25 protein-coding genes are annotated in these 25185 nt (G+C 65.5%); 15 read left to right on the top strand and 10 right to left on the bottom strand.

All coding sequences use genetic code 11. The features are described from left to right. Positions 1-142: 142 nt before the first annotated feature. The 3 genes from Q1M07_RS02880 to Q1M07_RS02870 all read right to left on the bottom strand — a co-directional run bounded on the left by Q1M07_RS02880 (position 143) and on the right by Q1M07_RS02870 (position 4211). Entirely contained in the window at positions 143-2056 is a 1914-nt protein-coding gene (locus tag Q1M07_RS02880; protein WP_300450440.1) for a 2Fe-2S iron-sulfur cluster-binding protein, read from the bottom strand. Positions 2057-2149: 93 nt separating this feature from the next. Continuing rightward, positions 2150-2647: a hypothetical protein gene (locus Q1M07_RS02875; protein WP_300450438.1), complete on the bottom strand. Its 498-nt coding sequence runs from the start codon at positions 2645-2647 to the stop codon at positions 2150-2152. After that, entirely contained in the window at positions 2640-4211 is a 1572-nt protein-coding gene (locus Q1M07_RS02870) for a cytochrome b N-terminal domain-containing protein (protein ID WP_300450436.1), read from the bottom strand. The genes Q1M07_RS02875 and Q1M07_RS02870 overlap by 8 nt, the downstream gene beginning before the upstream one ends. 201 nt (positions 4212-4412) lie before the next feature. Here Q1M07_RS02870 and Q1M07_RS02865 point away from each other — a divergent pair, with 201 nt between their 5' ends. From Q1M07_RS02865 to Q1M07_RS02835, 7 genes are all read left to right on the top strand, one after another. Further along, positions 4413-4598 carry a type IV pilin protein gene (locus tag Q1M07_RS02865; protein WP_300450433.1) on the top strand — a complete coding sequence of 62 codons (186 nt, stop codon included), beginning with the start codon at positions 4413-4415 and terminating at the stop codon, positions 4596-4598. A 263-nt stretch (positions 4599-4861) separates the two neighbouring features. Further along, positions 4862-5044, top strand: coding sequence for a prepilin-type N-terminal cleavage/methylation domain-containing protein (locus Q1M07_RS02860; protein ID WP_300450431.1), 183 nt, complete (start codon positions 4862-4864; stop codon positions 5042-5044). A gap of 30 nt (positions 5045-5074) precedes the next feature. Further along, a complete protein-coding gene (locus Q1M07_RS02855) occupies positions 5075-5470 on the top strand; it encodes a hypothetical protein (protein WP_300450429.1) in 396 nt (131 codons plus the stop codon). 72 nt (positions 5471-5542) lie between these two features. Further along, positions 5543-6346 carry an ABC transporter permease subunit gene (locus Q1M07_RS02850; protein ID WP_300450427.1) on the top strand — a complete coding sequence of 268 codons (804 nt, stop codon included), beginning with the start codon at positions 5543-5545 and terminating at the stop codon, positions 6344-6346. Beyond that, positions 6346-7191 (top strand): hypothetical protein, encoded by an 846-nt coding sequence (locus Q1M07_RS02845; RefSeq protein ID WP_300450424.1) that lies wholly within the window; start codon positions 6346-6348, stop codon positions 7189-7191. Before Q1M07_RS02850 ends, Q1M07_RS02845 begins: the two co-directional genes overlap by 1 nt. Continuing rightward, a complete protein-coding gene (locus Q1M07_RS02840; RefSeq protein WP_300450421.1) occupies positions 7188-8081 on the top strand; it encodes an ABC transporter ATP-binding protein in 894 nt (297 codons plus the stop codon). Before Q1M07_RS02845 ends, Q1M07_RS02840 begins: the two co-directional genes overlap by 4 nt. Before the next feature lie 102 nt (positions 8082-8183). Then, on the top strand, positions 8184-10121 hold the full coding sequence (locus tag Q1M07_RS02835) for a tetratricopeptide repeat protein (RefSeq protein WP_300450418.1): 1938 nt from the start codon (positions 8184-8186) through the stop codon (positions 10119-10121). A gap of 60 nt (positions 10122-10181) precedes the next feature. Here Q1M07_RS02835 and Q1M07_RS02830 read toward each other — a convergent pair whose 3' ends face one another. Both Q1M07_RS02830 and Q1M07_RS02825 read right to left on the bottom strand, forming a co-directional pair. Next, a complete protein-coding gene (locus tag Q1M07_RS02830; RefSeq protein WP_300450415.1) occupies positions 10182-10373 on the bottom strand; it encodes a hypothetical protein in 192 nt (63 codons plus the stop codon). Positions 10374-10607: 234 nt separating this feature from the next. Then, a complete protein-coding gene (locus tag Q1M07_RS02825; RefSeq protein ID WP_300450412.1) occupies positions 10608-11375 on the bottom strand; it encodes an HD domain-containing protein in 768 nt (255 codons plus the stop codon). 134 nt (positions 11376-11509) lie between these two features. Between Q1M07_RS02825 and Q1M07_RS02820 the strand changes: the two genes are divergently transcribed. Both Q1M07_RS02820 and gcvA read left to right on the top strand, forming a co-directional pair. Next, positions 11510-12550 carry a helix-turn-helix domain-containing protein gene (locus Q1M07_RS02820; RefSeq protein ID WP_300450409.1) on the top strand — a complete coding sequence of 347 codons (1041 nt, stop codon included), beginning with the start codon at positions 11510-11512 and terminating at the stop codon, positions 12548-12550. A 6-nt stretch (positions 12551-12556) separates the two neighbouring features. Then, positions 12557-13456, top strand: a complete 900-nt coding sequence (gene gcvA, locus Q1M07_RS02815; RefSeq protein ID WP_300450406.1) for a transcriptional regulator GcvA — start codon at positions 12557-12559, stop codon at positions 13454-13456. A 4-nt stretch (positions 13457-13460) separates the two neighbouring features. Here the strand turns inward: gcvA and Q1M07_RS02810 are convergent, their stop codons facing one another. Continuing rightward, positions 13461-13841 carry a hypothetical protein gene (locus Q1M07_RS02810; protein WP_300450403.1) on the bottom strand — a complete coding sequence of 127 codons (381 nt, stop codon included), beginning with the start codon at positions 13839-13841 and terminating at the stop codon, positions 13461-13463. A gap of 259 nt (positions 13842-14100) precedes the next feature. Here Q1M07_RS02810 and Q1M07_RS02805 point away from each other — a divergent pair, with 259 nt between their 5' ends. After that, positions 14101-15024, top strand: coding sequence for a branched-chain amino acid transaminase (locus Q1M07_RS02805; protein ID WP_300450400.1), 924 nt, complete (start codon positions 14101-14103; stop codon positions 15022-15024). A 37-nt stretch (positions 15025-15061) separates the two neighbouring features. Here Q1M07_RS02805 and Q1M07_RS02800 read toward each other — a convergent pair whose 3' ends face one another. Then, the gene (locus Q1M07_RS02800; protein WP_300450396.1) at positions 15062-16003 is read right to left on the bottom strand and encodes a DUF808 domain-containing protein; all 942 of its coding nucleotides are present in this window, start codon (positions 16001-16003) and stop codon (positions 15062-15064) included. A gap of 225 nt (positions 16004-16228) precedes the next feature. Between Q1M07_RS02800 and Q1M07_RS02795 the strand changes: the two genes are divergently transcribed. Further along, positions 16229-17359 (top strand): aminotransferase class V-fold PLP-dependent enzyme, encoded by a 1131-nt coding sequence (locus tag Q1M07_RS02795; protein WP_300450393.1) that lies wholly within the window; start codon positions 16229-16231, stop codon positions 17357-17359. A gap of 210 nt (positions 17360-17569) precedes the next feature. Here Q1M07_RS02795 and Q1M07_RS02790 read toward each other — a convergent pair whose 3' ends face one another. Next, complete coding sequence (locus Q1M07_RS02790) at positions 17570-20416, bottom strand: Rne/Rng family ribonuclease (protein ID WP_300450390.1); 2847 nt, start codon at positions 20414-20416, stop codon at positions 17570-17572. 405 nt (positions 20417-20821) lie between these two features. On the opposite strand from Q1M07_RS02790, the gene Q1M07_RS02785 reads away from it, so the two are divergent. From Q1M07_RS02785 to Q1M07_RS02770, 4 genes are read left to right on the top strand one after another with little or no spacing between them, the layout of a single operon-like run. Continuing rightward, positions 20822-21808: an RluA family pseudouridine synthase gene (locus Q1M07_RS02785; RefSeq protein WP_300450387.1), complete on the top strand. Its 987-nt coding sequence runs from the start codon at positions 20822-20824 to the stop codon at positions 21806-21808. Further along, positions 21792-22448, top strand: a complete 657-nt coding sequence (locus Q1M07_RS02780) for an HAD-IA family hydrolase (protein WP_300450385.1) — start codon at positions 21792-21794, stop codon at positions 22446-22448. The genes Q1M07_RS02785 and Q1M07_RS02780 overlap by 17 nt, the downstream gene beginning before the upstream one ends. Continuing rightward, on the top strand, positions 22427-22786 hold the full coding sequence (locus tag Q1M07_RS02775) for a Rieske 2Fe-2S domain-containing protein (RefSeq protein WP_300450382.1): 360 nt from the start codon (positions 22427-22429) through the stop codon (positions 22784-22786). Before Q1M07_RS02780 ends, Q1M07_RS02775 begins: the two co-directional genes overlap by 22 nt. Then, on the top strand, positions 22783-23733 hold the full coding sequence (locus tag Q1M07_RS02770) for a S49 family peptidase (protein ID WP_300450379.1): 951 nt from the start codon (positions 22783-22785) through the stop codon (positions 23731-23733). Before Q1M07_RS02775 ends, Q1M07_RS02770 begins: the two co-directional genes overlap by 4 nt. 37 nt (positions 23734-23770) lie before the next feature. Here Q1M07_RS02770 and Q1M07_RS02765 read toward each other — a convergent pair whose 3' ends face one another. After that, the gene (locus Q1M07_RS02765) at positions 23771-24481 is read right to left on the bottom strand and encodes an SAM-dependent methyltransferase (protein ID WP_300450376.1); all 711 of its coding nucleotides are present in this window, start codon (positions 24479-24481) and stop codon (positions 23771-23773) included. A 33-nt stretch (positions 24482-24514) separates the two neighbouring features. Then, positions 24515-25099 carry a Maf family nucleotide pyrophosphatase gene (locus Q1M07_RS02760; protein ID WP_300450374.1) on the bottom strand — a complete coding sequence of 195 codons (585 nt, stop codon included), beginning with the start codon at positions 25097-25099 and terminating at the stop codon, positions 24515-24517. Positions 25100-25185 lie beyond the last annotated feature (86 nt).

Below are 25185 nucleotides of genomic sequence, written 5' to 3'. Positions count from 1 at the left end.
GTTGCCGCAGGCAAACCGTCGCTTCCACGGCGGGACGCGGGTCGACTGGCGGGAAGCCGTGCGCCCGGCGCGTCGCCCGACGACGGGTCGCACCGAGGTGCCGGCGGTGACTGGGTTTCGCCGCCTCGCTGCGGCGGTTCGGCTACTTTCTTGGCTGGAAAGCCAGCGAGCGCGCCGAGACGCTGAAGGCGTCGGAGAAGCAGGCGCCGTCTTCCGCCCCGTGCTGCTTGAGGAAGGGAAAAATCGCCTCGACCATGCGCACCGAACCGCAGGCGTAGATCTCGTGCTGCTTGAGCTCCGGGAAATCCTCGAGAATCGCTTCGTGGACGAGACCGGTGCGTCCGTTCCAGTGGTCGTCGGGTGCCGGTTCGGAGAGCACCGGGATGAAGTGGAAGTTGGCGTGCTCGCGCGCCCAGCGCGTCGGCAGTTCGGGCAGGTAGAGGTCGCGCAGGCTCCTGACTCCCCAGTAGAGATGGATTTCACGCTTCAGCCCGCGTGCGAAAGCGTCCTCGACCATGCTCTTGACCGGCGCGAAGCCGGTGGCGCCGGCAACGAAAACGATCGGCCGCTCCGACTCGCGCAGCGAAAAGTCGCCGATCGGCCCCTCGAAGCGGACTTCGTCGCCTTCCTTCATGTGTTCGAAGACATGCGTCGTGAAGCGGCCGCCGGGCATCAGACGGATCTGCAGTTCGACGAATTCGTCCTCGTGCGGCGGATTGGCAAACGAGAAGGCACGCCGTTGCCCGTCGTCGAGGAGGATGTTCACGTACTGCCCGGCCTTGAAGCGGATTTGCTGGCCGTCCGGCAACTTGAGCAGAACGCGCATGACGTCGTGGGTAAGCTTCTCGAGGCCGACGACGCGCGCGCGGTATTCCTGGAAACTGCGGGCGAAAGCGCCGGCCTCGTACTCGACGACGGCGTCCTCGAGGGCGGAGGCGCAGCACATCAGCACTTTGCCCTGGGCCAGTTCCTCGGCCGACAGCGCGCTTGGCTGGTAGAGGCCGGGGTCGACCTTGCCCTGCAGGACGGTGCACTTGCAGACGCCGCAACCCCCGTTGCGGCATTCGTAGGGCAGGTCGATTTCCTGCCGCAGGCCGGCGTCGAGCAAGGTTTCGTCGAAGCGTGCGCTGACCGATCGCTGGTCGGGGTGGAAAGTGATCGTGGTCAGCGCCTTGGCCGAACCGAGTCGCTTCGGCGGCAGCCAGGGGACCAGGAAGAGCAGCGCCGTGAGACCGAGCACCCAGTACCAGACGTGCAGTGGATGCAGCACGTACACCAGTGCCAGTACCGGCAGTTCGAACCAGTCGAACTCGATGCCGGTCGGCACGACCGCCATGTCGGCCTCGCCGCCCTGGCTGAGAATCGGCTTGACCAGCGAGAGCAGGAGAAACATCAGCGTCACGGCGATGGCGATCGGCCGCGGCGGGTTGATGTGCGCGCGCGGCACACGCTGCACGTGCACCCACATGATGATCGCGACGATCAGCGGCACGCCGATGTGGATGAAAGCGAGCAGCGTGAACAGGCGGCTATTGACCGTTTCGAGGTAGAGGAAGTTGCGGATCAGCGTGCCGTTGAACATCGGCAGGATGTCGAACCACTCGGCCGTGGCGATGACGACGAACTGGGCGAGCTTGTCCCAGACCAGCATGAAGCCGTTGACGCCGGCCACGTAGACCAGCCACAGCAAGGCGACGCCGGTCAGCCAGGAGAACGAGCGGAAGCCGCGATAGCGGTCGTAGGCGAAGTGTCGCAGCATGTGCAGCAGCATCGTCAGAATCATCCCGTCGGTCGCGTAACGGTGAATGCTGCGCAGAATGCCGCCGGCCCACCATTGGTCGTGCGTGATCCGTTCGACCGAGTCGAAAGCGTCGTGGACGCCGGTATCGGCGAAAATGTAGAGATAGAGCCCGGAGCCGACGAGCAGCCAGAATTGCCAGAAGCTGATCGTTCCGAGATGGTAGAAGGGGTTCAGCTTGTCGCCGAAAGCGACGTTGAAGACATTCTCGATGCGCATGAACAGCCAGCGCAGGAGGCGTTGCAGCAGTTTGACCATGGATGTCGGCTCAGGAAATGGGTGAAGCGTCGCGGCTGGCCGGTGTGGCGTGGAGTCGGCCGCCAGCCTGGCGTCGCGTGGCGGAAGGGGCGCTCACTTGAAGAACAGGCCGCCGCGGTCCGGATTGAAGTCGACCACCATCACCTGCGCCGGGGCAAGCGTGATCGGCTCGTCCTTCACGTAGTCGAAGCCGGGTCGCACGAGGTTGTCGTCCATCCTGACCGCCAGCCGGTGCGTTCCGGCCGGCACCTCGAAACGCTTGTAAACCGTCGATACACCGTCCTTGTAGAGGCCGGTCGGATGCATCACGGTGCGCAGGATGGGCTGGCCGTCGAGGTCGACTTCGAGGCGGATGTCGGAGCGTTCGCGCGGGCAGTCCATCGGCGCGCGCATGTTCGGCGGCAGCTTCGCCAATTCTTCCGGGCTTCGCTTGCGGCATTCGCGGTCGCCGAGGTGACTGATCGACAGCTTGATCAGCGCGACGTCGTCCGGGATCTGGCGGTACTTCGGCCAACTGGCAAAGGTGCCGATGAAAGCGGCAAAGGCGCCGTAGAGGATCACCTGGCCGACGATGGCGGCGGGTTTAGGCATGATCGGAAGTTCTCCGCAGGTAGGTTGGAAGGCGGTCGCTATCCGCCGGCTGTCTCTCCAGCCGGCTTCTGAATTCGGCCAGCGCGGCGGCCAGCGCAGCGGTGTCTGGCGCCGCGGCGAAGACGAGTTGCCGGCGCGCCAGCGGAACCGTCCGGCGCAGGTGCGGCTCGCGTTCGCCGAGCAGGCGTTTGGCGGTCCAGCGCTCGCCGAGGCGGAATTCGCAGCCGCCGACACGGCAAGCGGCGACGAGCACCCCGTCGGCGCCACTGCGCAAGGCGTATTCGACGAAAGCGGGCGGCAATTGGGCGCTGCAGAGGAGATCGATCACTGCCGTGTCGTCGGCCGCCAGCGCCTTCGCCGGCGCGCCGCGCGCGCAGGCGAAAACGACGATCCGGCAGCGGCCGGTGAGTTCCGCCAGCGCCTTCTCGAGCTGCTTGCGCAAGGCATCGACTGGCCGTTGCGGCAGGTCGATGCCGGTGACGAGCGTCTCGCGTCGGCGAAAAGGCGTCGACGAGGGGCAGGAGCCGGCGCAGATCCCGCAAGCGGCGCACAGATCGGCGTCGACCACGGCGAGTTTCACGCCGGGCCGCGTCGGGTGCGGCGCCATGCCGATCGCCGCGTACGGGCAGTCGGCGAGGCAGCGGTCGCAGCCGGTGCAGTGCGCGGCGTCGACCACGGCGACCGGTGCCGGCGCCGGGTGCGGCAGCAGCGGTAGCGCGAAGAGCAGCGCCGTGACGCTGAAGAGCAGCGCCCAGACGATGGCCGGCGACGTGAGGTCGGTCAACGGATGGATGAACAGGATGAACCAGTCGAAAGCGAGCGCGCCCGGCACCGTCGCCAGATTCGCCGGCGGATGGCTGAGCGCCGGCCGCAGCAGCGCGAGCACCAGCAGCGCGGCCAGCGTACCGAGCATGACGCGCCGCGATGGCAGGTAGTCGACGTGCGCGATGCGGTGGACATGTGCCCACAGGCCGAGGATCAGCAGCAGCGGCAGGCCGATATGGATGAAGATCAGCATCGTGAAGAAGCGGTCGGTAATCGAGTCGGGGGCCAGGAAGTTGCGTGCCGCCGGTTCGCTGAAGATCGGCAGCCAGTCGAGCAGTTCCGTGGTCGCCGTAGCCGACAACTGCGCCAGTTGATCCCAGACGATCCAGTAGCCGCCTATTCCCGCCGCGTAGGCCAGCCAGATCAGCGGCACGCCGGTCATCCACGAATAAAGGCGGAAGCCGTGGTAGCGCCCATACGACCATTCGCGCAGCAGATGCAGCAGCATGATCAGCATGAAACCGTCCGACGCATAGCGGTGCAGGCTGCGCAGCACGCCGCCGAGATACCACTGTTCGAGCGACAGGTAGCCGATCGAGCGGTAGACCGCGTCGATGCCGGTGTCGAGGACGGTATACAGATAGAGACCCGTGCCGACCACGATCCATAGCAGATAAAGCCCCACCGCCCCGAGGTGGCGTAGCGGATTGTCCTCGCCGCCAAAGGGAGCATCGAGAGCTTCTTCGATGCGCCGCAAGACGCTGCTCACGCCCTGGCGCAATGTCGCGTGGAAACTCAAGGAAAGATCCTGGACCCGTTTCGGCGGTAACTATTAGCCGTTGATTATATTGGCCGGAAGCCGGCGGCGAATTGACTCGTGTCAAATTCCACAGAAGCAGATGCGGGCCGTGTCGCTGGCTCTTGGCTATGGCGTACAATTTGTGGATAACCAACGACGCGACCGATTGGCCGTCGCATCTACCGGAAAGTTCTTGAATCCATGCAGATGCCACAACGAGGTTTCACCCTGATCGAGTTGATGATCGTCGTGGCGATCATCGGCATCCTCGCCGCCGTCGCGATGCCTCAGTTCTCCGAGTACATGAAGAAGAGTGAGGACAAGGGGGCGCAGTCCGATGCGAGGAATCTATTAACGGCGGCGACGATCGCCAGTTTTCGGCCGTAGTGGTCATCGCTGATCGGCGGGCGCCGACGACCGGTTCGTCACAGCCACATCGACTGTTAAATCCGAGTTCGAGGTTGGTTGCGGAAGGCTTCGACATCGGATGTGCTGACGCTTTTCGTCAGGCAGGTGACGCCAATGGGCAGTCGGTGATATCAAACGAAGCGAAAAGCCGAGGTTTTTCGAAGATTCCATCTTGGCACGGAACTTGATAGTACTCGTTCGACGGATTGTCCGTTGCACTCAACGCGAAGGAGTTCATTCATATGAAAAAGCTGCAAAAGGGTTTCACCCTGATCGAACTGATGATCGTTGTCGCGATCATCGGCATTCTCGCGGCCATTGCCATTCCGCAGTTCTCGGAGTACACCAAGAAAGGTGAAGACAAGTCGGCGCAGTCGGACGCTCGCAACTTGTTGACTGCCGCCATCGGCAACTCGACCCGCTAACCGACACGGAATGATGACAGGAGATATGACATGAAGAAGATCGTTCTTGGTGCAGTGTTTGCCATCGCTGCGGTAGCGTCAATGTCGGCCAATGCCGCGACCATTTGTGCCGGGGGGCCTGCCAAGGATGGGGCGTCGGTCGCCACGGGCAGTTTCGTCCAAGTGTCCTTCACACCGAAGTGCTCGGCGAATACTTTCGTGGACGGTGTTGACTCCAGCAGCACACTGTTTGTCGTCGGTGCGGGATCGGCCAAGGGCAAGAAGCTGTTCGTCGGCTCGAGCAACGGCGGGGCCGTCTGCGCGCTTGCCGCGGCAAGTGACTGCCCTTCTAGCGGCTGTACCGCTGCCCTGACGACTGCGGCAACGGCGGCGGAAGTGACTGCACAATCGGCAACTCCAGCGACAACCACTTGTCCGGCGACCTAGTCGACGCTTTTTCCAGTACGGCTTCGAAATCGGGGCGCACCCGCGGGTGCGCCCCTTTGCTGGATGCCATCCATGCGTGAGTTCATCGTCTCGGGGCTGCGTTCCGGCTTGCGGGGGAGAAGTTTCCAGGCGGTTTTCGTCCTCGGTGTTCTGTTGATCGGCGTCGCCTATCTTTCGGGGTTCTTTTCACCGCGTCAGCCGCAGACCGTGGCGCTGGACGTCGGGTTTTCCGGGGTCAGATTCTCGCTCATCCTGATGAACCTGTTCTGGGTGCAGGAGCTGGTGGCACGCGAGATCGACCGGCGGGTCATCCTCTTCTCGCTTGCCTATCCGGTTTCGCGTGCCGCTTTCCTGACCGGTCGCTTGGTCGCGATCATGATTTTGTCGACGCTGGCGGCGACGGTGCTCGGTTTGCTGCTCTTGCTGTCCGTGTTGCTGGCCGGCGGCGGATATGCGCAGGAGTTCCCGCCCGCGCTGGGCCTGCCGTTCTGGAGCACGATCGCCGGCCTTACCCTCGATGCCGCTGTGGTCGGCGCTTTTTCGCTGTGCATCGCCGCGCTGTCCACCGTTTCCGTTTTGCCTCTGGCGCTTGGGGCGGCTTTCGCGGTGGCGGGAAAGGCGCTGGGCGCAACGGTCGACTACTTGGCGCGCGGTGCCGACGGCGATCAACAATTGCTCGGTACTTACCAACCGACGATTGATCTGATCCAGCGGGTGTTACCAGACCTGTCGCGCCTCGACTGGCGCGAATGGGCAATGTATCAGGTACCGCCGGGTAACGAGGCGATCATATGGTCGGTGAGCATGGCCGTGGCCTACATTGCCCTGCTGTTAAGCGGCGCCAGCCTGCTCTTCGCACGTCGGGAGTTTTCCTGATGCATCGCTCGCTGGGCGCCTTGATTTGGCTGGCCGGGGTCTTGTCGCTGTTGGTCTACGGCCTGGCTCAGCAGCGCCTGTCCGGTCTTGCCAGGGATCGCACCGAGCCCGAACTGCTGATCTCTCTGCCGCGCTTTGCGCAGGTCTTGATGGCCGGCGGCGATCGCTACCTGGCGGCCAATCTGGCCGGCTTTCGCGTTCTGGTGGCCGACACGGGGCGGATGGCGCCAGCGGACTACGCGGTGCAGGCGAAACTGCAGCGCGACATTGCCTGGTTCAACCCGATGCACGCCGACAATTATTACATCGCGGCCGCGATACTTCCCTGGAATGGCCAGCTCGACGCCGCGCAGTACGTCTTGGGCCGGGCCTCGGCAGCGCGGACTTTCGACTGGTATCCGCTCTTTCACTACGGATTTCTTTTTTACCATTTTCGCCGCGACCCGGCGACCGGGGCGCATTGGTTGCTGCAGGGCGTGCCGCGAGTGACCGATAGCGTTCAGGACCAGTGGGCGCTGCAAAACATGGCCGCGCTGTGGATCGAGAAGGGTTACCAGACCGGTGATGCGGCCGGCATGGTCGAGGCGATGGCGGCGGGTTCGCCGGCGGGCAACTTCCGCAGGTATCTGCAAGTCAGGGCTAGCCGGCTGCGCGATCTCGAGCGCCTGCAGAACGCCGTGACGCAGTACCGCGAACGCCACGGCCAGGGTGTGGCTCGGCTCGACGAGCTGGTCGAGGCGGGTTTGCTGACCGAGATCCCGCAGGATCCGCTGGGCGTCGGGTTCGCTCTCGATCCGTCCGGATGGCCGGTGTTCAATACGCCGACGGCACAGGCGAAGCCATGACCAACGCCATCATTATCGAGCGGCTCGACAAGTCGTATCGCAAGAAATGGACGCCGTCGTCGGTGTTGGCGCTGCGCGGCGTTTCGCTGACCGTCGAGGCCGGCGAGGCCTTCGGTTTTATCGGCGCAAACGGCGCGGGAAAGAGCACGACGATCAAGATCCTCATCGGACTGATCCGCGCCAGTGCCGGCAGCGCGCAGATCTTCGGCGTTCCGGTGGACGACCCGCGCTCGCGGCTGGGGTTGGGCTACGTGCCCGAGAACCCCTATCTTTACGACTACCTGACGCCGCTCGAAATCCTGGCGATGGGCATGCGTTTGCATCGGGTCAAGATCGACCGGCTCGAAGCGCACTGTCGCCAATGGCTGGAACGCCTCGGGCTGGCGGCGGTGGCTGGCAAGCCGATCCGCTCCTTTTCCAAAGGGATGACGCAGCGCGTGGCGATCGCCCAGGCACTGTGCCTCCAGCCGCGCCTGCTGGTGCTCGACGAGCCTTTGTCCGGCCTCGACCCGATCGGCCGGCGCGATGTCGTCGAGATTCTTTCCGACTACAAGCGTAGCGGCGGAACCCTCTTCTTTACCTCGCACGTGCTGCATGACGTCGAGCGACTCGCCGACCGTTTCGGCCTGATTCACGAGGGCGTGCTGCGTGCCGTGCGCGCGCCGGCCGAACTCAGCGGCGATCAGGAACAGGTGCTCGTCCGCACCTTCGGCCAGGTGCCGGTGGCCGGGATGCGCGAGGATTTTTCCGGACGCTGGATCGGCGAAGTGCCGCGTGCCGATCTGTGGCCGCGTCTCGAAGCGCTGCGCCAGGCCGGGCACGTGCTGCTCGAGGTGCGCCCGACGCTGTCGCTCGAAGTCGCGTTCATGCACGCCGTCGGAAAGTCCTGAATTGCCACGCTGCGAACTTGCCCGCCACGGGCGGGAGAAAATGCCGGGGAGTCGATGAAGCATTCGGGCAGGAAGTCGACCGTAAGGGGCGGACGGCGGACCTTGAGTCCGGACAGTATCGCCCTGCTGCGTCTCGTCGAGGCATTCCGGTATCCCGAGGTCGAGGCGGCGGCCAAGCGGCTACTTGCCGTGCAGCCGAATCATTCGCTGGCACTGAAAGCCCTGGGCTTCGCCCTGATCGGGCAGGGGCGTTACGAAGAAGCCTTGCCGGTCACCCGCTTGTCGGTGACCCGCCACCCGGAGGACCCGGAAGCGCACAACAACCTCGGTATCGTGCTTTCGGCGATGATGCGCTGGGATGAGTCCATCTCCTGCTTCAGCCGTTCGATCGAACTCAAACCCGATGACCCCGAGGTGCTCAAGAACTACGGCGTGGCGCTGGTGCGCATGCACAAGTGGGACGCAGCGGTTCCGTACTTCCTCAAGGCGATCGAGTTTCATCCCGGTGATTATGTCGAGGCCATCGAGCAGTTGGCCGCCGCACTGCTCAGCAGCAATCGGACCGACGAGGCTTGGGTCTGCCTCAACGAGCTGTGGAAGAACGATCCGGCGAACCCCGGCGTCCTGTCGCAGCTCCTTTGCGCGAGCCTCAAGCGCTGCGACTGGGAGGAACTGCAGCCAAGGTTGGAGAGGCTGAGATCGCTGAGCCAGGGCTATCGGGAACTGAGTGACAACCCCTTCGTCATCCTGTCGTTTCCCGGGGCAAGTCCCGAGGAGCAGCGCCGGGTGGCGTCCAATTTCGCTCGCCACAGCATTCCGGCGAGCATACTCGAAGCGCCCGCAGTCGATTGGACGGAGCGCAAGAGGTGTGCGGCGGCACCGGCGCGTCTGCGGCTTGGCTATCTGTCGGCCGATTACCGCAATCATCCGGTGGGCTTCATCATGCCGCAAGTCATCGAGTTGCACGACCGCGCGCGCGTCGAGGTGTTCGGCTATTCGATGGGGCCAGACGACCAGAGCGACGTTCGACGACGCCTGGAAGCGGCTTTCGATCATTTCGTCGATCTGCGCGACTGCAGCGTCAGCGAGACCGCCGAGCGCATCCGGGCTGACGCGATCGACCTGTTGATCGATCTCAGCGGCTGGACGGCCGATGGCCGGCCCGAGGCGCTGGCCTTGCGCTGTGCGCCAGTCCAGGTCAACTGGCTGGGTTACGCAGGGACGATCGGGCACCCGAGGCTGGCCGATTATCTTCTCGGCGATCCGGTGGTCACGCCTCTGTCGCAGGCGCCTTACTACACCGAGACGATCGCGCATCTGCCGCACTGCTATCTGCCGGCGGACAGCACGATCGCCCTCGGTCGGCCACCGTCGCGACGTGACGCTGGACTGCCGGCCGAGGGCTTCGTCTTCTGCTCGTTCAACAACAGTTACAAGTTTAACCCGCAGGTCTTCGACCTCTGGTGCCGCTTGCTGCGCGAGTCCGACGGCAGTTACCTGTGGTTGAGTCTGCCGGCAGGCTCCGCTCCGGAACGTCTGCGGCGCGAGGTGCAGGTCCGCGGCGTCGATCCGGCGCGCCTGATCTTCGCTCCGCGAGTCGAGACGCGGGTTGACCACCTGACGCGCCTGCAGTTGGCCGATCTGGCGCTGGATCCGTTTCCGTACAACTCGCATTCGACCGGAGTCGATATCTTGTGGGCCGGCGTGCCGATGGTCGCACTACTCGGCGATACCTTTCCCGGACGGGTGGGTGCCAGTCTGCTGCAGGCGGCGGGCCTTGGCGAACTGATTGCCGGCTCGCCCGATGAATACTACGAATTGGCTCTGGCGCTGGCGCGCCACCCCGAGCGACTGCGGGGCCTGAGGATGAAATTGGCCGAGGAGAAAAGCCGCTGTCCGCTCTTCGACATGCCGCGCTTCGTTGGCTCGCTGGAAAGGGTGTACTTCGGAATGTGGGACAGATGGCAACAGTCAAGGCTCGATCCCGGAGGCGCGACGCCCGAGCTCTCGGCGAACGGTAGGCCAGAAGTCCAGGTTTGACCTTCGCCCGCAGCCGCTGCGGACGTTCCATTTCGCTGCCGTAATAGCCCTGCATAGCCGCTAAGCGCGGTGGGGCCATAAGCAGGCACTTGGGCCGATGTCGATGACTGCTTGCTCAGGTTGCAGGAGCCGTCGCAGAAACTTGATTTCGTCTTCGAACCAGTCCTGTTGCTCCAGCAGGACGTAAGGCGTGATCAAATCCAGAGAATCGGGGACGACGACTCGTACGTTGTCGACCATGGGGGGTGTCACGCTGGCGCTCATGCTTGTCCCAGGCTTCTCAAGTGAAGTGCTGTGCAGGAAGGCGTCGGTCTCTGTTGCATGGCGCCGCGTCGCCCCGTCGGTGACGTGCTGGCCGGCCTGCAAGGCCTAACCAGGGCGGGTGGCCGCGATTTTGAATGACGAAAGGCGACGGGCAAACGTCGCTTGCGCTTGCGCAGCACGCCGACGGCGGAGGCCGGCCAGCCGCCGCCGTCGGTGGGGCGATCACTCGGCAAAGGGCGCCGCGTGGATCAGACGGGTGAACCCCTGGCTGCCGAGAAAAGCGGCGCGCGAGGCGTAACGGACGCTCGCCTGATCGCCCATGACGGTGCTCATGTGCTGCTTGAAGCTCTGCCGGGGGTGGCGCGCGAGCACCTGGGCGATGAGTGGCGACGGGATTTCGTGCCACCCGCTGCCGACGCAATCGAGCGCCGCTCCGGCGTGCAGCAGATGGGCTTCGGGGCCGGCCGACAGGCCGACGCGGATGTTGAGGTGCAAGGTGATGGCTTCCGCGACGCGGTCGCGGCGTTCGGCCGACCAGCCGAGCCGGTCGACGAAGCGGCCTGCCGCCGTGGCGCTCTCGACGGCGAAACAGGCATGATCGAAGTCACAGCCGCATGGTTTTTCGGCCAGGCCCAGGTCGTGGAGTGCGCTGGCGACGAGCAGGAGTTCCTCGTCGAAGCTGACGCCACGCGCCTTGCCCAGCAAGGCGGCCCAGAAATAGGTGCGCAGGCTGTGCTGGTGGAGCCAGCCAGGGGTGAGCAGGGCGGAGTGCTCGACTGCCCGGCGCGCATCGGCGGTATCGGGCAGGCGCAGGCTGTCCACGTCGAAGCGGCGCCAGGCGTCGCTCTCGAGACCGATGCGCCGAGGCTTGTGCGGCGTCAGACGCGTCAGGCGGGCGAGCAGCGCCTGGACGACGAGGTGCAGGCGGTCACCGGGACTGAGGGCGCCACCCGTGCGTCGCGACCAGGCGAGAGATCCCGTGTTTTTCATGATTCCCTTCTCCGTTCAAGGTGAGCGTGCCAGACAGCGACTATTTTTTCCAACCGTGATGGCTGCTTGCATTTCAGCAGCGATCGCTTCATGATGCGAGTGTCCAATACGACTTGTTTGAGGCGAAAAAAGACGTGAGCGCTGCCGAACCCGAGTTCACTGTTGCGGTTCTCGATTGGGCGCTGGCATCCAGCGTGGCCGTCACGCTCGATGCCTTGCGCTCGGCGAATCGCCTGGCCGAGGCGCTGGGCCGGCGGCGGCTGGCGTGGCGGGTGCTCGGCAGCCGCGCTTCGGTGCCGCTGTCGAATGGCCTCCTGTTGCCGGCCGAACCCTTGCTGGCGGAAACCGAACTCGGTCGGACGACGCTGATCATTCCCGGCCTGGGCCTCGACCATCCGTCGCTGGACGCGGCCGGCGAAGCGTCCGCCGCGTCCGACGCGGCCCGCCGTTTCGACGGGAATCTCGTCGGCCGACGGATCGAGCTGCCGGATGCGCAGCTCCTGGCGGCCAAGGCGCAGGCGCTGGCGGCGAGCGGCGAGTTGGTCAGTGCCTCGTGCTCCGGCGTGCTGGTACTGGCCGCCGCCGGGCTGTTGGCCGGCCGCCGGGCGACCACCCACTGGCGTCTCAACGCTTACCTCCAGCGGCGCTACCCGGCCTGCAAGGTCGATACGACGCAGATGGTGTTGCGCGACGGGAACATTCTCACGGCAGGCGCGGCGCTGGCTCAGATGGACCTCATGCTGGTCTTGATCGGTGAGCACTACGGACTCGAGGTCGCCGACCTGGTGATGCGCTATCTGCTGCTCGACGGTCGGCCGAGCCAGTCGCGCTACATGGCCTGGTCGCACCTGCAAAGCACCGACGATACGGTGCGGCGGCTGGAGATGCTGATCGAGAAGAGCCTGCCGGAGGTGCCGTCGCTGTCGGCTCTCGCCGATTCGCTGCACGTGTCCGAAAAAACGCTTGCCCGCCGGGTGCGGCGTGCTACCGGCCAGACGCCGCTGGCGGTGATCCAGTCTGTCCGTTTGCGACACGCCCAGCATCTGCTCGAGGCGACGCGCTTGCCGATCAGCGAAGTGGCGAGCCGTGTCGGCTACGCCGACGCCACGGCGCTCAGAAAACTGACGCTCAAGAACCTGCGCCTGGCACCCGGCCAGTTGCGCGGTCGCCGCTAGCACGCGATGGCCTTCCGCCTGCCGCCGCTGCATGCCCTCGTGGCCTTCGAGGCCGCCGCCCGTCACCAGTCCTTCGTCAAGGCGGCCGACGAACTGTGCGTCACGCAGTCGGCGATCAGCCATCGCATTCGGCAGCTCGAGGACGACCTCGGCGTCAAGCTCTTCCTGCGCATCAGCCGCAACATCGCGCTCACGCCACAAGGGGAGGTCTACCTCGGGGCGATCCGCAAGGCATTGGCCGACATCGAGTTGGCGACACGCGGCGTGACGCACGCCGTGCGCCATACGCTGCGCATCAGCGTCGCACCGGCAATCGGCAGCAAGTGGCTGGTCGCCCGGCTGGCGGACTTCCAGCGCCAGCACCCGGAGATCGATCTCATTCTTTCGGCGTCGACCCAGTTGGTCAACATCAAGTCCGGCGAGGTCGACGTCGGCGTGCGCTATGGCCTCGGCCACTGGCCGGGCCTGGTGGCCTACAAACTCACCGACGAAGTGCTGGTGGCGGTGTGCAGCCCGGACTATCCGGCGCGCGTCGGCGGCCTGGAAAAGCCGGACGATCTGGCCAAAGCCAGGCTGCTGCGTCACCCCAGCCTGCCCTGGCGGCCCTGGCTCGACGCGGCGGGCCTCGACTGGCCGGAACCCGGCAGCGGCGTGCAGTTCGACGATGCGGTGATGATGATCGAAACCGCCGTCGCCGGTAACGGCGTCGCGCTCAGTCCGGGCAAACTCGTCGAGCCCTATCTCGCGGCCGGCAGCCTGATCATGCCTTTCCCTTTTGCACCGCAAGACCGCGGCTACCACGTCGTGCTCACTCCGGAGTCGGTCGACCGGCCGTGGGTGATGGCTTTCGCCAACTGGCTGATCGCCGCAGCCAGGCCGGCCGGCGCTTCGCCCGCCGAGGCCTGAGCGCTCAGGGCATCATGGCCAGCGTGTGGCTGGCGCTGCGCACCTGGGCGAGCGCCAGCCTTTCCTCGCCGCGCGCCGTGGTGACGATCACTTCGCCTTTCACAGCGTCGCATTGCAGGCGGCTGATCGCCGGGTCGCGGAAGATCGGTTGCGCGGCGACACGACCGTTCGGCCTTTCGAAGAAGACCGCCTGGCGTTCACCATTGGTGAACACGGTGGCCTTGCCCGGGAGGCAATGGGCAACCAGCGAGCGCTGCGCGTCGAAGCCGACCAGGCGCTTCTGGTCGTTGGCCTGTCCGGCGGCGATGAACAGAGCGCCGCTGAGCACCCCGAGGACGGCCAGGCCGGGGATAGACAAGAGGTCCTTGTTTTGCTGGTCTTCCATGCTGTTCTCCTGACGGTGGGAATCGAGGCCTTATCCTAGGTCGCCCGGCGGGCGTCTGGGGCGAGGCTTTTTCATGACTCCGATGCAGCGAATTCATCGCTCGGTGAACGGTTCGGCGCCGTATCGGCGACGGGGCCACCGCGTGGCCGGCTCGTCTCCAGCCGGTGAATTTCGTTCATCCGGTCATGCAATCAATTCGTTTGCCGGCGCGCGGCGGACAAGCGATGCTGCACGCCATGGCGACCCGAGGAGAACAAGGATGGACATGGCAGAGCGTGACGGATGGATCTGGATGAACGGCAGCTTCGTTCCCTGGCGCGAAGCCAGGGTGCATGTGCTGACCCACACGCTGCACTATGGCCTCGGAGTATTCGAGGGGATACGCGCTTACCAGGGCCCTGCCGGGGCGGCCATCTTCCGGCTCGACGATCACCTCGACCGGCTGTTCGATTCGGCGCATATCCTCGGTCTGCTTCATCGCTTCGAACGCTCCGCGCTGGCCGCCGCCTGCCGCGAGGTTCTGGTCCGCAACCGCCTGCTGGCGGGCTACATCCGGCCGCTCTTATTCCTCGGTGCCGAGAAGCTGGGCATCGACCCGCTGGGCACCGAGGTGCATGCCGTGGTCGCCGCCTGGCCGTGGCAGACCTACCTCGGCGAAGGCGCTCTGGAAAGGGGCATCCGCGTCAAGGTGTCGTCCTTCGCCCGCCATCACGTCAATGTGCAGATGTGCCGCGCGAAGTCGGTGTCGACCTATGCGAACTCGATTCTCGCGACGCGGGAGGCGAAGGCCGACGGCTACGACGAGGCGCTGCTCCTCGACACCCAGGGCTTCGTCGCCGAAGGCGCCGGCGAGAACGTCTTCATGATCAAACGGGGAATCCTCCATGAACCGGAAATGACCTCCGCGCTCGACGGCGTGACGCGCCGGACGCTTCTCACGTTGGCCGCCGAAGCGGGCCTCCCCGTCGTCGCGCGGCGCATCACGCGCGACGAACTGTACTGCGCCGATGAAGTGCTGTTCACCGGAACCGCCGCCGAGATCACGCCGGTCGTCGAGATCGACCGCCGACGCATCGGCAGTGGTGCGCCGGGGCCGTGGACCCGGGAACTGCAGCGTCGCTACTTCGACTGTGTCGGCGGGCGGGACGAGCGTCACCGGGAGTGGCTGACGGCGGTCCGATGAGCGGTCTGGCCGGTAGCGGCGCGGCCGGCCGTCTTGTCTAAGGTTTTGCGCGGCCGAGCCTGGCGCGCAGCGCCGTCGCCGCTTGCACGACGAGCAGCGTCAGGCCGCCACCGACGGCCCCGACGGCAGCCTCGAGCAGCAGCCCGCTGGTGGCCTCGAGGACGCCGCCAGCGGGCGCCGCGGCGCCGGCCAGCGCGGCTGTCTGCGCGATCCAGTGATGCACTGGCGGGATGCCGTGTGCCAGGATGCCGCCACCGACCAGGAACATGGCTGCCGTGCCGATTACGGTCAGCGCTCGCATCAGGCGCGGCGCGGCAAGCAGCAGTCCGCGGCCGACAGCGTGCGCCAGCGCGCCGCGGCGGGTCAGCAGATGGAGCCCCAGATCGTCGAGTTTGACGATGCCCGCGACGACGCCATAGACGCCGGCCGTCATCAGCAGTCCAATGGCCGAAAGCACCGCCGCCTGCGTCGCAAAGGACGCTTCGGCCACCGTGCCGAGGGCGATGACGACGATTTCGGCCGAGAGGACGAAATCGGTGCGGATCGCTCCCTTGATCCTGTCGGCTTCCAGTTCGGCGAGGTCGATGCTTTCGTCGACCGCTGCCATTTCCCGAGTGGGCGGTGCGGCACCGGGCGCGGCAGCATGCCGCCAGCGGTGCAGCAGTTTTTCGACTCCCTCCAGGCACAGGTAGAGGCCGCCCAGCATGAGCAGCGGTATGACCGCCCAGGGCAGCAGGCGGCTGATGGCGAGCGCCGCCGGAACCAGAATCAGTTTGTTCTTGAGCGATCCGACGGCGACTGCCCAGACGACGGGCAACTCGCGCTCGGCGCGCACGCCCGATACCTGTTGCGCGTTCAAGGCCAGATCGTCGCCCAGTACGCCGGCCGTCTTCTTGGCAGCGACCTTGGTCATCAGAGCGACGTCGTCGAGGATCGTCGCAATGTCGTCTATCAGGGCAAGCAGGCTGGCTCCGGCCATCGAGGTTCCCGGTCTTGAGTTGGGCGCTGCCGCATGGGCGGCAGCGAGCGGATGGGCCGAATTCTAGTGGAAAAGGGGTCGTCCGTTCGCTTCGCCGGTCCGCGCTGGTCCGCAGCCGGTCGAGACGGTGCTCGCCGACTGGCGCCGTGCGGCGTCTTGGGGTTATCCTCCCCGTCTCGCGTCGCGACGCATTCGACCCACTCGCTCGACCCACTGGAGGCAATCGTGCCCGCTCTGCTAGCCCAACCCGATCCCGACGGCCTGCTCGAATACTCGGTGGTGTACACCGACCGGGCGCTGAACCACATGTCGAAACGCTTTCAGGGCGTCATGAAGGATATTTCGCGCATTCTGAGAACGGTCTACAAAGGCCACACGGCGATCATCGTTCCCGGCAGCGGCACTTTCGGCATGGAGGCGGTGGCTCGCCAGTTCGCCACCGACCGGAAGTGTCTGGTGATTCGCAACGGCTGGTTCAGCTACCGCTGGACGCAGATTTTCGAGAGCGGGCGGATTCCTTCGTCCAGCATCGTGCTCCAGGCTCGTCGGCTGGCCGACGAGCCTCAGGCGCCGTTCGCGCCGCCGCCGATCGCCGAGGTCGTCGCCTGCATTCGCGACGAAAAGCCGGCGCTGGTGTTTGCGCCACACGTCGAAACCGCGTCGGGGATGATTCTGCCGGACGACTACCTGCAGGCTGTCGGTGAAGCGGTGCGCGCGGTGGACGGGCTGTTCGTGCTCGACTGCGTGGCTTCCGGAGCGCTATGGGTGGACATGGTCGCCAACCGGGTAGACGTGCTGATCAGTGCCCCCCAAAAGTGCTGGGCCGGCTCGCCGTGCTGTGCGCTGGTCGTCCTCGGCGAGCGGGCGCGCGCCAGGATAGACGCGACCAGCAGTACCAGTTTCGCCTGCGACCTCAAAAAGTGGATGCAGATCATGGAGGCTTTCGAGAACGGCGGTCACGCCTATCACGCAACGATGCCGACCGATGCCCTGGCCGCCTTGCGCGATGTGATGCTGGAGACCGAGAGCTACGGTTTCGAACGTGTGCGCCAAGAACAGCGGGAACTCGGCCGACGGGTGCGCGAAATGCTGGTCGGCAAGGGTTTCCGTAGCGTCGCCGCCGAAGGCTTCCAGGCGCCGGGTGTGGTCGTCAGCTACACCGACGACCCGGACATCCAGTCGGGAAGGAAATTCGTTGCGGTCGGCGTGCAGACGGCGGCCGGCGTACCCCTGCAATGTAACGAGCCGGCTGATTTCCGGAGCTTCCGGATCGGCCTGTTCGGGCTCGAAAAGCTGCACAACCCGGAGCGCAGCGTGCGCCGCCTGGCCGATGCGCTCGATGCGGCGATGCGCTGAAAGCGGGTGCCGACCCGCCACTGGAACCGGGCAAGCAAAGTGAAACAGTCGATCGACGCGAACTTCGTGGCGGCGGTGCCGTAGCGTCGCGGTCCGAAGCCGCCACGGGATCGGCGGCTCCCTTGGTTCACTGAACACCGGGCCCGATTTCCGGAGGGCCGGAATTCCCGGTCGCACGGCGTTCGTCCGACCGGGAGGTGCCGTGCAGCCTTACTTCTGTGTTTCGACGAGGATCAGTGGCTCGTCGGCGACGACCACCGGCGATCGCCTGCGCCGCGGCGGGTGAGCAACGGTGTTTTCGAGAACCTCCGCTGCGCTTGTCCGAGCCTGGTCGCGGCTCGTTTCGACCATGATCAGACCGCTGCTCTCGATCAATCGCTGGATGTCGAGCGTGGGCGGCGCGATGACGCTCTCCGGCTCGACAGGATCTGGCGACTCTGCTGCTGTCGGTGCCAGGTTCACGGCCGCAGCTTCGTCGACCACCGCCACTTCGGCGAGCGCTGGCGCTTCGGCGAGCGGCCGTGTTTCGACGATCGGCGACGCTTCGCTGCTGGTCCTGGCGTCGACCGGGGCTGGCGTATCCGCGCTGGCGGGGAGGTCGACGTCTGGCGAAGACGCCGGCCGGGCTGGGCCGTCGACCATGGTCTCCGGAAGGGCCGCCGGGCTGGTGGCTTGGGCCTCGACGGAAACGATCGGCGCGGCGGCCGGGACGACGGTTACCGGTTGCGCGGCAGCAAGCGCTGGGCTGGATTGGTCCACTGCGGGCGTGGCGACTTGGCTGGACGCTTCGCCTGCGGCAAGCGGCGGCGGTGCTGAGACGGAAGCTTGTCGGCCACTGCCGCTGGTCGTCGTCGCGGCGCTTGCGCCGTTCTGAAGCTCGCCAGCGTTCTCCATCCTTTCGCCGCGCTCACGGCGCCCGCCGCGACGCCCGCGACGGCGCGCCGTGCCGGCGCTCTCGTCGCCCGTGGGCGATGGGTCGGCCAGCGGCAGGCTGGCCGGGCCGGCGGCGGCCGGCGCGACCACGGTCTTTGCCTCGACCACCGGCGTGGCGGGCGGTTCGCGGCGTTCGGGGCGTGGTGCGGCGCGCGGTCGGCGCGCTTCGCGCGCCTCGCTCGGCTCGCGCGCGTCGCGTGGCTGGCGCGGCTTCGAGGCTTCTCCGCGGCTCGGTGCGGTGGAGGATGGCGGCGCGGCGTCAGTCGGCTCGCGGGCGAGGCGCGCTTCGGGAAGCTCGCGCGCCTCGTCACGGCGGTTGGGCCGCGTAGTGCTGCGCCGCGGGTCGCGCGGCGCGGCGGCGCGCGGGGCCGGCAGCGGATCGGCCACGGGCTCGGGGTCGGCCAGTGGCTTGCGGCGGAACCACGAGAGAATCCTGGTCAGGAAGCGGTTGCCGGCCAGGCTGCTTGATTCGGCTGGCGCCGCCGGCTGCCGCTCGGCAACTATCGGTGCCGGCTGCGACGCGGTGACGCCCTTGATTGCTGCTTCCGCGCGCCCCCCACGGGCGTCGCCCGCCGGAGTGGCATCGCTGCCGCTGTCCTCGGTCGGCATGTCGACCATCCGGTAGGACGGTTGCTGCAACTCGTCCTGCGCCAGTTCGTCGTGGCGCACGCGAACCACCGTGTGTTGCGGCGTTTCGAGGTGGATGTTGGGAATCAGCAGGATGTTGACCTTGTGCCGCAATTCGACCGCCTGCAGATCGGTGCGCTTTTCGTTGAGCAGAAAGGTCGCCACATCCACCGGCACTTGGGCATGAACGGCCGCCGTGTTGTCCTTCATCGCTTCCTCTTCGAGAATGCGCAGGATGTGCAAGGCGGCCGATTCGGTGCTCCGGATGTGGCCTGTTCCCGAGCAGCGCGGGCAGGGGATGTAGCTGGTTTCGGCGAGTGCCGGGCGCAGGCGCTGGCGCGACAGTTCGAGCAGACCAAAGCGACTGATCTTGCCGGTTTGCACGCGCGCGCGGTCGAAGCGCAGGGCGTCGCGCACGCGGCCTTCGACTTCACGCTGATTGCGCGGGCTTTCCATGTCGATGAAATCGATGATGATCAGGCCGCCGAGGTCGCGCAGGCGCAGTTGGCGCGCGACTTCCTCGGCCGCTTCGAGGTTGGTTTTCAGGGCCGTCTCCTCGATGTCCGCACCCCGTGTGGCGCGACCCGAGTTGACGTCGACCGAAACCAGCGCTTCGGTGTGGTCGATGACGATGGCGCCACCCGAAGGCAGGCTCACCTGGCGCGAGTACGCCGACTCGATCTGATGCTCGATCTGGAAGCGCGAAAAGAGCGGCACGTCGTCACGGTAGCGTTTGATGCGATTGACCGTGCCGGGCATGACGTGGGCCATGAACTGCTGCGCCTGGTCGAAGACTTCGTCGGTGTCGATCAGGATCTCGCCGATGTCGGGCTGGAAGTAGTCGCGGATGGCGCGGATGACCAGGCTGCCTTCCTGGTAGATCAGGAAAGCGCCCTTCTGCTGCTGTGCCGCTTCTTCAATGGCTTTCCACAACTGCAACAGGTAGTTGAGATCCCATTGCAGTTCCTCGCTGTTGCGCCCTATCGCGGCGGTACGGGCGATCAGGCTCATGCCCTGTGGTACCGGCAACTGGTCCATCACTTCGCGCAGCTCGGTGCGCTCGTTGCCCTCGACGCGGCGTGAGACGCCCCCGCCGCGCGGGTTGTTCGGCATCAGGACCAGATAGCGGCCGGCCAGACTGACAAAGGTTGTCAGTGCCGCTCCCTTGTTGCCGCGCTCGTCCTTGTCGACCTGCACGATCAGTTCCTGGCCTTCGCGCAGCGCTTCCCTGATCGTCGCGCGGCTGGTTTCCACTCCCGGCTGGAAAAAGGCGCGGGATACTTCCTTGAATGGCAGAAAACCGTGCCGTTCGGATCCGTAGTCGACGAAGGCGGCTTCCAGGCTGGGTTCGATGCGGGTAATGACCGCTTTATAAATGTTGCTCTTTTTTTGTTCCTTGGCGGCCGATTCGATGTCCAGGTCGATGAGCTTCTGACCGTCGACAATGGCAACACGCAGTTCCTCGACCTGTGTTGCGTTGAAAAGCATTCGTTTCATGGATGGGTCTCCCGCGCGCTTTCACGGTGGAGACATGCCTCGTGCAGGCAGCAACGGATCAGTTGTGGGGGGGCTGCCCGAAGGGCTTTCCGACAGTGCAACCAATAGGGGTATCTCGCCGACCCGGTGACTCGTCGGGCCTTGAAAGTCAAGGACTCGGGAAGCCGACCTGGCCGCTCCACGGGTGCTAGGCGCGCGCAGTTCAAGTAGTATCGCTACTTCGTGGTGAGCGTACTTAACCAGGTGATCGACGTTGAGTGATCTTGCGCAGGCTGGCGCAAGCGAGGCGGCTGAGGCCTGCCGGAAAGTGCGTCGCAAGTGTTTCAGAATCGGCGTCGCTCGACGGTCTAACGGGTCAGCGCCTCTTTCAACCCAAGACGCAAATCGAGTGGAAGTATATTCAAAATGGCCGAAGTTAGCAAAAGCTCTGTAACCCAGGCATTGATCACCGAGAATGAACACGGCCAGCGGCTCGATAACCTGCTGCTGAGAAAATGCAAGGGGGTGCCGAAGAGCCACGTTTATCGCATCGTGCGCAGCGGGCAGGTGAGGGTCAATGGCCACCGCGCGGACGTGTCGTATCGCCTGCAGGCCGGCGACCTGGTGCGCATTCCTCCGTTGCGGGTGGCCGAGGACGAGCAGGAAATCGTTGCCGGCGCCGAGCGGAAAGTGGAACTGCCTGTTCTTTACGAGGACGAAGGCCTGTTGGTGATCGACAAACCAGCCGGAATCGCGGTGCACGGCGGTAGCGGCGAGAGCTTCGGGGTGATCGAAGCGCTGCGCCGGCAGCGGCCGCAGGCGCGTTTTCTCGAACTGGCGCATCGTCTCGACCGTGAAACGTCGGGCATCCTGTTGTTCGGCAAGAAGCGCAGCGCGCTCGTTGCGCTGCACGAGATGTTCCGCGCCGGTAGCGGTGGCGGGCCGGGGGCCGACAAGCGCTATCAGGTTCTCGTTGCTGGGCGCTGGATGGATCCGGTGCGTAGCGTCAGAGCCCCGCTGCTCAAGTATCTGCAGCCCTCGGGCGAGCGTCGGGTGCGGGTCGCCGACGACGGCAAGGTGTCGCATACGGTGTTCCGCTTGCTCGCGCGTTGGCAAGGCTTTAGCCTGCTCGAAGCCCAGTTGAGGACCGGGCGCACCCACCAGATCCGGGTTCATCTGGCGCATCTGGGCTATCCGGTGGCTGGAGACGAAAAGTACGGCGATTTCGCGCTCAACCGGGAACTGCTGCGCCAAGGCCTGAAGCGCATGTTTCTGCACGCCAGCCGGATGCGCCTGCCGCATCCGCTGGAGGGGCGCGAACTGGTGGTCGAGGCGCCGTTGCCGGCGGCCTTGCGTCGCTTTCTGCAGAATCTCTCGGCCAAGGAGGAACAGGATTATGGCGCGAGCTTTTGATCTGCTGGTTTTCGACTGGGATGGCACGCTGCTCGATTCGGCTGCCGCGATCGTCGACGCCATTCAGTCGGCGTGCGACGATCTGGGGGTACCGGTGCCGAGCGACGGTCAGGCGCGGCACGTCATCGGCCTGGGCTTGCGCGATGCTCTGCAGCACGCCGTGCCGGACCTGCCCGCCGAGCGCTACCCACAGATGGTCGAACGCTACCGCCATCACTACCTGTCGCGCGACCACGAACTGCTGTTGTTCGGCGGTGTCGCGGAACTCATTGGCGAACTCGCCGGGGCAGGATTCCTGCTGGCCGTGGCGACCGGCAAGAGCCGGCTCGGCCTCGAACGGGCGCTGCGGATCAGCGGCCTGGGGCAGCATTTTCATGCGTCGCGTTGTGCCGACGAGTGCTTTTCGAAGCCGCATCCGCAGATGCTGACCGAGTTGATGGACGAACTGTCGGTCGCTCCGGAGCGTACGCTGATGATCGGCGATACGACGCATGACCTGCAGATGGCGCGTAACGCCGGTGTCGCCTGCCTGGCGGTCGCCTATGGCGCGCATCCGGCGGCCGCCCTGGACGCCTTCGCTCCGCTGGCGCGTCTGCGGGATGTGGCGGAAATGGCCGAATGGCTGCGCACGTACGCCTGATCTGTCGCGCCGCCGATCTGGTCGACGGCGGTCCGGGGGTGCGCTTTGCCGTGCAGCGGTCCGGCCTCGAGGAAGTGGCGTTTGCCGTCCGTTTTCGCGGTCGGGTGGCGGCCTATCTCAACCGCTGCGCGCACGTGCCGATCGAACTCGACTGGCAACCGGGGGAATTCTTCGATGATTCCGGGGTATACTTGATCTGTGCGACGCACGGCGCCCTCTACTCTCCAGAGGACGGCCGTTGCCTCGGTGGCCGCTGCAATGGCAGGGGCCTGACGCCGCTACCCGTCGAAGAGCGGGATGGCGAGGTCTATTTTATCCCAGGCGAGCAGATATCTTGAATACCCCTGAAAACGAGACACCATGGGAACGGCAGTTGCTGGAGAAGATCGCTTTTGCGGCGCTGCAGGAGCAGCGGGCGAAACGGCGCTGGGGAATCTTTTTCAAGCTGGTCGTCCTGTCGTATCTGGTGGCGGTACTCGTCATGGTGGTCGATTGGGGCGGCTCCGAGCAACTCGCCGACGGCCGGCACACGGCGGTGATCCATCTGCACGGTACGATCGAAGCCAGCGGCGAGGCGAGCGCGCAGAACATCAACGATGCTCTGCAGGCGGCGTTCGGCGACAAGGGCACGGCCGGCGTGATCCTGCGGGTCAACAGCCCGGGCGGCAGTCCGGTGCAGGCCGGCATCGTGCACGACGAGATCCGTCGCCTGCGTACCAAGCATCCGCAAATCCCGCTCTATGTCGTGGTCGAGGATCTTTGTGCCTCGGGCGGTTATTACATCGCCGTCGCGGCTGACCAGATCTTCGTCGACAAGGCCAGCATCGTCGGCTCGATCGGCGTCCTGATGGACGGTTTCGGATTCACCGGGACAATGGACAAACTCGGCGTCGAGCGGCGTCTGCTGACCGCCGGGGAAAACAAGGGCTTCCTCGACCCGTTTTCGCCGCAGGACGCGAAACAGAAGGAGCATGCGCAGGTCTTGCTGCGCGAGATCCACAAACAGTTCATCGAGGTCGTCCGGCGGGGACGCGGCTCGCGACTCAATGAAACGCCGGAAATGTTCAGCGGCCTGATGTGGACCGGGAGCCAGAGTGTCAAACTAGGCTTGGCGGACGGCTTCGGTACCGTCGGCTCGGTCGCGCGCGATGTGATCAAGGCCGAGCGGATGGTCGATTTCACGATCAAGGAGAACATCGCCGAGCGCTTTGCCAAGCGCCTGCGTGCCGACGCGACGCAGGGCGTCGGCGCCTTGCTGGGCAGCGGCCGCCCCGTCTTCCGTTAGAGTGAGCGGCGTTTCATGCCACGCCTGAGGGCGATCGTCAGGCCAGAAGGAGGAACACCGTCGGCCGGCGGTTGATGTCGGGCAGTGCCTGGCCTCGCCAGTCGGCGACGCGGCCGCTCCGGATCTGCTCGCCGGCCAGGGTGAGGTCGGTGGCGACGCAGAGGCGCGTCCCGGGGGCGCAGGTGGCGAGCAGTGAGTCGAGCATTTGCCGGTTGCGGTAGGGCGTTTCGATGAAAATCTGCGTTTGCTTCTCGCGCTGCGATTGTCTCTCCAGTTCCTTCAGGCGTCTTTCGCGTTCGTCGGCGCTACTTGGCAGGTAGCCGTGGAAAGCGAAGTTCTGACCGGACAGTCCCGAGCCCATCAGGGCCAGCAGAATCGATGACGGGCCAATCATCGGCAGCACCTGGACGCCCTCCCGATGCGCCAGCGCGACGAGGGCGGCGCCAGGGTCGGCGATGGCCGGGCAACCCGCTTCGGAGATCAGGCCGAGGTCCTGGCCGGCGAGTGCCGGCGCCAGCAGTCGCGGCAAGTCAGCCGTGGCCGTGTGTTCGTTGAGTTCGTGAATCTCGATTTCCTGCAGGGACCAGGCGGAGGGCAACGACTTCAGGAAGGCACGCGCCGATTTGGCGTTCTCGGCGACGAAGTGGTTCAGGCTTTGCGCACAGGCGCGCACCGGGGCTGGCAGGACATCGGCCGCCGTCGTCGGCCCGAGCGGCACCGGAATCAGATAAAGCCGACCCCTCTTCATGACTTGCCTGGCCTGGGGAACGTCAAGCGTTGGTCAACAGACAGCGACCTTCTCGATGCGCAGCAGGTCGCAAAGAGCGATCAGTGGCAGCCCGATCAGCGCGTTGGGGTCTTCGCCGTCGATCCTGGCGATCAAGGCGATTCCGAGTCCCTCCGAGCGAGCGCTGCCGGCACAATTGTAGGGCTGTTCCTTGCGCAGGTAGCCCTCGATTTCGTCGTCCGTCAAGGCGCGGAAAGTGACGACCGTCGGGACGCCACGCAAGTGGGCTCTGCCGCTGCCGGCATCGAGGAGGCACAGGCCGGTGAAGAAACTGACCTGGCGGCCACGCATCGCTTGCAACTGGCGTTTGGCGTTGGCGTGATTGCCCGGTTTGCCAAAAACCCGTCCGTCGAGACTGGCGACCTGGTCGCTGCCAATGATCAGGGCTGTCGGATATCGGGTGGCGACGGCGCGGGCTTTGGCTTCGGAAAGTCGCAGGGCGCTGGTCTCGGGTTTTTCGCCGGGCAGAAGAGTTTCGTCGACCGCCGGGTCGGCGACCGCGAAGGGCAGGCCGAGGCGTGCCAGCAACTCGCGCCGGAAAGGGGAAGTCGAGGCAAGAACTAGCGGGGGAGTCGGCATCAGGGGGTCGATCAGTGCGCCAGAAAACGGTAGGCGTCGGCAAATCCGGAGATCTCCGCACTTTTCCGAGCGCGTTCTTTGACTTC

Source organism: Accumulibacter sp., assembly GCF_029255285.1.
Classification (GTDB): Bacteria; Pseudomonadota; Gammaproteobacteria; order Burkholderiales; family Rhodocyclaceae; genus Accumulibacter.
This window is presented reverse-complemented; position numbering and strand designations above follow the sequence as displayed.

Coding starts and splice junctions, on each gene's coding strand:
- Q1M07_RS02775 (WP_300450382.1), top strand. CDS start 22,427: ATGGCTGCGCACGTACGCCTGATCTGTCGCGCCGCCGATCTGGTCGAC.
- Q1M07_RS02790 (WP_300450390.1), bottom strand. CDS start 20,416: ATGAAACGAATGCTTTTCAACGCAACACAGGTCGAGGAACTGCGTGTT.
- gcvA (WP_300450406.1), top strand. CDS start 12,557: ATGGCCTTCCGCCTGCCGCCGCTGCATGCCCTCGTGGCCTTCGAGGCC.
- Q1M07_RS02840 (WP_300450421.1), top strand. CDS start 7,188: ATGACCAACGCCATCATTATCGAGCGGCTCGACAAGTCGTATCGCAAG.
- Q1M07_RS02805 (WP_300450400.1), top strand. CDS start 14,101: ATGGACATGGCAGAGCGTGACGGATGGATCTGGATGAACGGCAGCTTC.
- Q1M07_RS02780 (WP_300450385.1), top strand. CDS start 21,792: ATGGCGCGAGCTTTTGATCTGCTGGTTTTCGACTGGGATGGCACGCTG.
- Q1M07_RS02880 (WP_300450440.1), bottom strand. CDS start 2,056: ATGGTCAAACTGCTGCAACGCCTCCTGCGCTGGCTGTTCATGCGCATC.
- Q1M07_RS02845 (WP_300450424.1), top strand. CDS start 6,346: ATGCATCGCTCGCTGGGCGCCTTGATTTGGCTGGCCGGGGTCTTGTCG.
- Q1M07_RS02785 (WP_300450387.1), top strand. CDS start 20,822: ATGGCCGAAGTTAGCAAAAGCTCTGTAACCCAGGCATTGATCACCGAG.
- Q1M07_RS02810 (WP_300450403.1), bottom strand. CDS start 13,841: ATGGAAGACCAGCAAAACAAGGACCTCTTGTCTATCCCCGGCCTGGCC.
- Q1M07_RS02875 (WP_300450438.1), bottom strand. CDS start 2,647: ATGCCTAAACCCGCCGCCATCGTCGGCCAGGTGATCCTCTACGGCGCC.
- Q1M07_RS02800 (WP_300450396.1), bottom strand. CDS start 16,003: ATGGCCGGAGCCAGCCTGCTTGCCCTGATAGACGACATTGCGACGATC.
- Q1M07_RS02860 (WP_300450431.1), top strand. CDS start 4,862: ATGAAAAAGCTGCAAAAGGGTTTCACCCTGATCGAACTGATGATCGTT.
- Q1M07_RS02865 (WP_300450433.1), top strand. CDS start 4,413: ATGCAGATGCCACAACGAGGTTTCACCCTGATCGAGTTGATGATCGTC.
- Q1M07_RS02760 (WP_300450374.1), bottom strand. CDS start 25,099: ATGCCGACTCCCCCGCTAGTTCTTGCCTCGACTTCCCCTTTCCGGCGC.
- Q1M07_RS02855 (WP_300450429.1), top strand. CDS start 5,075: ATGAAGAAGATCGTTCTTGGTGCAGTGTTTGCCATCGCTGCGGTAGCG.
- Q1M07_RS02825 (WP_300450412.1), bottom strand. CDS start 11,375: ATGAAAAACACGGGATCTCTCGCCTGGTCGCGACGCACGGGTGGCGCC.
- Q1M07_RS02765 (WP_300450376.1), bottom strand. CDS start 24,481: ATGAAGAGGGGTCGGCTTTATCTGATTCCGGTGCCGCTCGGGCCGACG.
- Q1M07_RS02850 (WP_300450427.1), top strand. CDS start 5,543: ATGCGTGAGTTCATCGTCTCGGGGCTGCGTTCCGGCTTGCGGGGGAGA.